The following is a 6761-nucleotide window of genomic DNA, read 5'->3' on the forward strand; positions in this document are numbered from 1 at the left end:
CGCGGTACGCGATGTTTTTCGATGAGATCAGCCCCGGCCGACTCGACCATTGCCGGAGCCGGCGCGGTTTACCATTCTATAACGACGGCAGCCGCCAGGCAGCGGCCCATTCTGCCCTCAGCAGTTCCAAATTTGGCTGGCCGCCCACCAACAGCATGCCGGCAGCGAGGCTGATGGTGGATGCGCTGCGCTTATCCACCCTACGAAACCGGCTCCGCTGTAGGGTGGATAAGGCGCGCTGCTCGGTGTCAGGGATTCGGCACGTCGGTCGCACGCGCCGCATCCACCAAGGGCCGCGCGATTCCGCCCAAATTTGGAATTGCTGTTCTGCCCTTGCACTACGCCCCATCCTGTGGCATTTCTTCGATGACCGGGTCGCCGCGGCGCTCCGGACAACAGTGCTTCTGGAAGGGCGTCGCTATCCGGTGAGGCGGCCGGACTTCAAATCCGGTTGGGGCCGTCAGGCGGTCCTGGGTGGGTTCGACTCCCACGCCCTTCCGCCAATGACTTGCGACTGATCGAGACGCCGGCGCAGCCGATTGAGAACAATCAAGACCATGCGTATCGACCGCGTCCGCCTCAAGAACTGGCTGAACTTCCGCAAAGTCGACGCCGCGCTGGCCGAAACCACGTACCTGATCGGCCCGAATGCCTCCGGCAAGTCCAATTTCCTGGACGTATTTCGCTTTCTGCGTACCGTGGCGGACAGTTCCGGCGGCGGCATGCAACGGGCGGTCGCAGAGCGGGGCGGGATCAAGAAGCTGCGCTGTCTTCAGGCGCGGCAAGACACCGAGGTACGGATCGAGGTCCGGCTTTCCGGGGGCACGGCAGAAGACGAGCGCGGCGTTTGGCTTTATGTGCTCAGATTCAAGAGCGAGGGCACAGGACGACAGCGCCCGATGGTCCGTGAGGAGCGGGTCGAACGCGACGGCATCTGTCTCTTGAGCCGTCCGGACGAGCACGACCGCGGGGACAAGGAACGCTTGACCCAGAGCCACCTGGAGCAGGTCAATGCCAATGTCGAATTCCGGGCGCTGGCGAACTTCTTGCGGTCGACCACCTATCTGCACCTGGTTCCCCAACTCCTGAAGTTCGCCGACCGGCTGAGCAGCAACCGGTTAGAGGAGGACCCCTTCGGTCAGGGCTTTCTGGACAGTTTGGCCCGCACGCCGAAGAACACACTGACCGCGCGTCTGCGCAAGATCCAGCAGGTACTGACCAAGGCCGTGCCGCAATTCCAAGAACTGCGTTTCAACCGGGACGAGATGACCGGACTGCCCCACATGGAGGCGCGGTACGCCCACTGGCGCCCTCAGGGCGCCTGGCACCGGGAGGATCAATTCTCTGACGGAACCCTGCGCCTCATCGCCCTGCTCTGGTCACTGCTGGAGGGGGACTCCCTGTTGCTGTTGGAAGAGCCGGAGTTGTCGCTGAACGATGAGATCGTGCGACAGATCCCGCTGATGATCGATCGCATCAAGCGTCAGGCAAAGTATCGCCGACAGACCTTGATCACCACCCACAGCGAGGCAATGCTGAGTAACGCCATCGACGCGAACGCCATCCTGCTGGTCATACCCACCGACGACGGTTCCCAGATCCGCGGCGCGACCGGCGAGGAAGTGGCGATGCTCGAAACCGGGCTATCCCCCGCCGAAGTCTTGTTACCCAACGCGCGCCCGCAGGGTATAGATGGGCTTGGCCTGTTCCAGTGACCGCATTCGCTGTCGCCACGGAGGACGCGCTGAGAGATCCGAAGGCCGCCTTGCTGGATTTGGTACGAAAGTCCAAACGCCGGGAACTGCGGCACGAGATCCTGCCCAGGCCCGGCGTGTCCTTCCCGGTGGGCTCGGCTACAACGACCAATGGTGCCGGTCCGTCCGTGACCATTGGGAAACCGGGCGAGCCGCGAAGGCGTCACCGTCGCTGGCCCGCGGGATTGACCGGCTTGCCCGGTTTTCTGAATAGGATCTCGTTCTGCCCTACACGGGCTGCGGAGCGGCGGCGGCGGGAGGCCGCGCTGATTCGGACCTGGCAACCATGGCAGCACGCAACCGGCCCGCGGACGGCTGAGGGCAAAAAATGGTCCGCCCGGAACGCCTATCGCGGCGGGTATCGGCCCTTGCTGTGAGACTTGGACCGGGCGCTGCGGGAGCAGGAGTGGCTGCTTGATGACCTGTGATCACACCATCGCGGATTTGTTCGCGAAGGATCGACGGGCTATATTGTAGCCTGATCGGCGATATAACCGGAGATTCCAGTGGTAGCCCTTTCCATCGAATTGCCCGAGGAGTTGGCGGCTGCAAGCCTGGATGTCGCGCGCGGGCTAGGCGTGTCCAGGTCCGAGTTGATCCGCCGGGCGTTGGAACACGAGATCGCACAAGCCCGCGCGGCGGCGGAGCGCCGCACCATGGCCGAGGACTTGCGGGCCATGGGTTGCGACCCCGTGGCCTGCCGTTTCGCGCAAGACCTCGACGCGGCGCTTGGCGAACCGCTGCCGCCGGAGCGGGAAGCCTGGTGGAAAGCCTGATCCGCGGCGGCATCTACCTGGCGCGGCTCGACCCGGCCAAGGGCGCGGAGATCGGGAAGCTCCGTCCGGTGGCCTTGCTGTCCGCGCCGGAGATCCTGGAGATCGACTCCCCGCTGTTGTTCGTCTGCCCCTTAAGCAGCCGATCCGAGCCCCGCTATGCGTCCCTGCATGTAGCCTTGCCGCCGCGCGACGACCTGAAGGCAGAGAGTTTCGCGCTGGTGGAGCACTGCCGCGCCATCAGCCGTACCCGACTCTGCGGCCCTCCGATCGCTCGGTTGACCGAGCCCGAGATCGAGATCGTTCTGCACCGCCTTATGCGCCTCGTGGGGCTGTAGCGAGTAGTCGGACGTTTTGCTATTCCGTGGTCTGTCCCTGGTATCCACTGCATGTCGCCTTGCCGCCGCGCGACGACCTGAAGGCAGAGAGTTTCGCGCTGGTGGAGCACTGCCGCGCCATCAGCTGTACCCGACTCTGCGGCCCCCGATCGCTCGATTGACCGAGTCCGAGATCGAGATCGTTCTGCACCGGCTCATGCGCCTCGTGGGGCTGTAGCGAGTAGTCGGACGTTTTGCTATTCCGTGGTCTGTCCCTGGTGTCCGCGATTTAGCTGTCATCGCGTTCAGAGAAGTCGGGGTCGATCGAAAGCTCACTGCGGAGTACCAAGAGGTTTGGAAATGTGTCATTCGGATCTGGGTCTTCGCCAACATCTTGAAGTTCGTCGAGCAACGAACGCGCAACAGGTGAGTCCGCATCTGCCGTCCTAATGTGCGCTGTCAGCACTGATTTTAACCACTTCGCTATTGGCGGAAAATCGGATCGTGTGCCATTTGGTTGAGTAATCACAACTGGCGTCCCGATCTCAAGACTGTAGAGCGATTGGGCAAAGATAAGCGACGTTGCGCAGTACGCCGCATCGCTTGAGCCTGCGAACGACCGCCTGACAGAAACCCCCTGATGCGTGCGCAGCTGCCCCTTTGGACCCGTGGGCATACCATTCGGCGACAAACAATCAGCCGACGCATAAAAAAAATCGACTTTACCGGCAGAGGTTCGATGAAAGATACCGAAGGAACCGACCGACGGAGCGACTGCACTGCTGAGAAGATCAGGCGGTGGTGAGAACACCGTCGTTGGCGAGATCGTCGGCCTTGCGCTAAGTAGATCCCACTGCTCAAAGTTCGCCTTGAACATCTGTGGTTCAATTAAACCATTAAAGGAAGCAAGATCCGTACAGTGTAAGGACCTGGACAACTTGGCTTGAAGCAAAGTCATCTTAACTCTGAGTCCACCGTCCTTTGAGAAAACGACAAACAGCACGTCGCAGAGCTCGCAGCGAGCAAGCGCGCGAAGCCAAGGCTGAGAAGTATTGAAGTAGACCTGTCGCTTCGACCCGTGATACTCCTCCAAGTAAAATTGTGGACTCAGGACCGCAAACGCGCGCATCATGGCGCGAAATTGTGCGATCTCTCCGAATTGAACGAGGGAGGACTCGCGGGCGAAGGCGTACTGAAATGAAAGCGCGAACTGCCGAGCGTTGACGTGCATGCACAGGACCTCTGACTGGACCGGCTACCGCGGGAAATAGGAGACGGAATTCTAAGGCCAGTTTACTCCGGGAATTCCGGGAAAAGTTTGATCAATCGAGACTGGCCTCAAGCTGAATTAAGTATAGTGTCCCCGGAACTGCGTGGTTACCCTGGAGGATGCTGGGGTTCCTGCGTCACCCTAGCCTACAGTCCTCGTTCGGCCGCTCCAACTGCGGAGGCCGTCTTTGCCACGGGAGTCTTCAGATCGCAGTATTTAACCCCGAGCCCCAATGCCGCAAGAATTGGATCATCCAGATCTAACGGACCCTGGTAACATAATGAACTGAAGTTTCCTACTTTTAATTAATGAGAAATACACAGTATGCGACGCGAAAAAGCGTATACGTATCGTTCCTTCCATTAGTGCTAGCTAATATTCTATATCAGCCGCTCAACGGCCTCGCTGGTGGTGCGGAATAGCGGCCTATTGCGATTACATTTCAGCGACTTAACGGTGAATGCGGACTCTATTCAGGGTATAATCGAAGGTGCCTAAACCGTTGATTAAAAACTAAACGAGCCCGCATTCCATGTCGATCTTACCCGCTCTTGCCGTGCAGTTCCAAGCCCTCTTTCCGGCGACCGCGCATGGCCAGCGGCGCAGTCGCTGGTTCATCCTGACGCTCCAGGCGATCCTGGTGCCAATCACCGCCTCGCGCACCTCCAACCTGCTGCGGGCGATTGCCACCTTGTTTGGCGTGGTGATCGCCCAGTCGCGCTACTACACCTTCATGGCGTCGGTGAAGCTGCCCTGGACGCGGGTCTGGGAGACGCTGTGGCGGGCCATCCCTGACCCGCTGACCGCGGGGCGCTTGCTGCTGGCGCTGGATGATTCGCTCAACCCGAAGACGGGGCGCAAGGTGTTTGGTTGCCAGACCACCTTTGACCACGCGGCCAAGGCCAACCAGAGTCGGTACCCGTGGGCACAGACCATTGTGACGGTGGTCCTGCTGAAGGTGATTCACGGCCGCTGGAGTGGCGTGCCGTTGGCCTTCGCGTTCTATTTGCGCCGGATCACGCTGCGCGCTCACTGTATTCGCGTGCGCGGCGACGCCGTGCGTTTTCAGACCAAGTTGGCCCAGGCGGTCGCGCTGATCGAGCGGATCGGGGCGGTCTTCGCCACCGTCCCGGTGCTGGTGGTCTGCGACAGTTGGTTCGGGAACAATGGATTGCTCAAGCCATTGCGGCAGGCGTTGGGACCGCGCGCGCAGTTGCTGTCGCGCCTGCGCACCAATGCCGCACTCTATGACCTGCCGACCCCCACGCCCGGGCGCACCGGGCGTCCGCGCACCTATGGGGAGCGCTTGGGCAACGCGGAGTCGTTGGCCACCACGCTGAAGCCGAATGCGCAGGCGTATACCGTGAACCTGTATGGCAAGCTGCGCACGGTCATGGCGGCCGACCGCGTGGTGATGCTCAAGACCCTGCGCTGCCGGGTGCGCGTGGTGTGGGTCTTCCGCACCACCCAATGGGTCGCCTTGGTCACCACGGACCTGGACCTCTCCGTCGCGCAAATTATTGAATATTATGGCGCGCGTTGGAAGATTGAAGCCGGAGTTCGAGAAATCAAGCAGGAGATCGGCAGTGCCGAGACGCAAACCCGCAACCCCGATGCCGTGACCAATCATCTGAATTTCTGCATGGCGGCGACCGCCATCACGTGGATCTATGGTGCGCATCTGGAGCACGCGCCGCCGCGCCGGTATTCGACCACGAAGCGCACCGAATATGCCTTCGCCGACCTGCGGCGCCAGCTCGCACAGGACCTCGGCGGGGAGGGTTTTGGTATTGATTGCGGGGGGGCTAACAAACCGACGCAAAATCCCCTAATTGCCGCGGTGATGCGGCTCGTGGCGTAACAGAAAACAGGAAACTTCAGCTCTGGAGTTGTTGACCGGAATCCCCGACTGCAAGATTGTTCCCGTCGGGCGGCAATTGTACCAGCAGCAACTCGTTAATGCTGCAATGCGTCTTGGGGAAGCAAAGAAAATTGATCCGTTGCATATTGTGCTGAATTACGGACACACCTCTCAGCAATGGGCTGTAGCCTCTCAAGCGGTCAAAACGATTGCCAATAATGAGCCGGCCGACCAGCACCTATTGGTCCGATCGCTGTTGGCCGCCCTGGATTTGGAAGCCATGTCTGAGGACGATCTGGGGGTCCTTAAGCGCCTGATGGGAGAGGATGGGGCTTGATCCTTCTTGCGGATAACGACATCATACTTAAGCTGGCCCAGTGTGACCTGGTGGGTGGCTTTTCAGAGCTGTTGGGCGAACCTGCCGGTCAAGTTTACATAACCCCGACGGCCAGGTATCAACTACTGCCAAAAAAGATGGCTAAGGCGATAGATAAATGCGGCGATGAAGCAACGGTAAGTGAAGGTTCACTAACAAGTTACTCATTCTATCTCAGGCGGCCTCTGTCTGGTGGCGGCCATTGATGCGCATTTGGAGTTCAAGGCTTCAGCCTTGGCCGATCCAAGGCTGAAGCCTTGGACTCCAGTCGGCCGGCGCCTCGGCTGGCCGGAACCACGCGCACGGCCGCCATTCACTTGAAAAACCGAGATCCTCCTGCGACCATTGGCGCTGGTTGGTTGGACAGCAGATACGACGATGAACGAATTTGCCGGTTACGAGGCCACCCA

General features: G+C 60.3%; 8 protein-coding genes and 1 tRNA gene. 7 read left to right on the top strand and 2 right to left on the bottom strand.

The window, feature by feature from the left end:
* Positions 1-406: 406 nt before the first annotated feature.
* The 4 genes from A39O_RS0125675 to A39O_RS0125690 all read left to right on the top strand — a co-directional run bounded on the left by A39O_RS0125675 (position 407) and on the right by A39O_RS0125690 (position 2865).
* Positions 407-503, top strand: a tRNA-Sec gene (locus tag A39O_RS0125675).
* A 54-nt stretch (positions 504-557) separates the two neighbouring features.
* A complete protein-coding gene (locus A39O_RS0125680; protein ID WP_020507526.1) occupies positions 558-1715 on the top strand; it encodes an AAA family ATPase in 1158 nt (385 codons plus the stop codon).
* 545 nt (positions 1716-2260) lie between these two features.
* Complete coding sequence (locus A39O_RS0125685; protein WP_020507527.1) at positions 2261-2530, top strand: ribbon-helix-helix domain-containing protein; 270 nt, start codon at positions 2261-2263, stop codon at positions 2528-2530.
* Entirely contained in the window at positions 2518-2865 is a 348-nt protein-coding gene (locus A39O_RS0125690) for a type II toxin-antitoxin system PemK/MazF family toxin (protein ID WP_020507528.1), read from the top strand. The genes A39O_RS0125685 and A39O_RS0125690 overlap by 13 nt, the downstream gene beginning before the upstream one ends.
* A gap of 268 nt (positions 2866-3133) precedes the next feature.
* Here the strand turns inward: A39O_RS0125690 and A39O_RS37130 are convergent, their stop codons facing one another.
* Positions 3134-4075: a hypothetical protein gene (locus tag A39O_RS37130; protein ID WP_020507529.1), complete on the bottom strand. Its 942-nt coding sequence runs from the start codon at positions 4073-4075 to the stop codon at positions 3134-3136.
* A 571-nt stretch (positions 4076-4646) separates the two neighbouring features.
* Here A39O_RS37130 and A39O_RS0125700 point away from each other — a divergent pair.
* The 3 genes from A39O_RS0125700 to A39O_RS41890 are packed head-to-tail and all read left to right on the top strand — an operon-like array spanning position 4647 to position 6557.
* Positions 4647-5975: an IS701 family transposase gene (locus tag A39O_RS0125700; protein ID WP_020507530.1), complete on the top strand. Its 1329-nt coding sequence runs from the start codon at positions 4647-4649 to the stop codon at positions 5973-5975.
* Positions 5976-6006: 31 nt separating this feature from the next.
* Positions 6007-6312, top strand: coding sequence for a hypothetical protein (locus tag A39O_RS0125705; protein WP_157640415.1), 306 nt, complete (start codon positions 6007-6009; stop codon positions 6310-6312).
* Positions 6309-6557 (top strand): hypothetical protein, encoded by a 249-nt coding sequence (locus A39O_RS41890; protein ID WP_169338495.1) that lies wholly within the window; start codon positions 6309-6311, stop codon positions 6555-6557. The genes A39O_RS0125705 and A39O_RS41890 overlap by 4 nt, the downstream gene beginning before the upstream one ends.
* A 22-nt stretch (positions 6558-6579) precedes the next feature.
* On the opposite strand, the gene A39O_RS42360 is transcribed toward A39O_RS41890, so the two are convergent.
* On the bottom strand, positions 6580-6761 hold a 182-nt coding region (locus A39O_RS42360; RefSeq protein ID WP_211211730.1), incomplete at its 5' end, for a hypothetical protein.

Origin of the sequence: Lamprocystis purpurea DSM 4197 (assembly GCF_000379525.1) — a bacterium.
GTDB lineage: Bacteria > Pseudomonadota > Gammaproteobacteria > Chromatiales > Chromatiaceae > Thiodictyon > Thiodictyon purpureum.

Bases quoted from the DNA above. Each gene is read 5' to 3' on its own strand.
- A39O_RS37130 (WP_020507529.1), bottom strand. From the start codon at position 4,075: ATGCACGTCAACGCTCGGCAGTTCGCGCTTTCATTTCAGTACGCCTTC.
- A39O_RS0125700 (WP_020507530.1), top strand. From the start codon at position 4,647: ATGTCGATCTTACCCGCTCTTGCCGTGCAGTTCCAAGCCCTCTTTCCG.
- A39O_RS0125680 (WP_020507526.1), top strand. From the start codon at position 558: ATGCGTATCGACCGCGTCCGCCTCAAGAACTGGCTGAACTTCCGCAAA.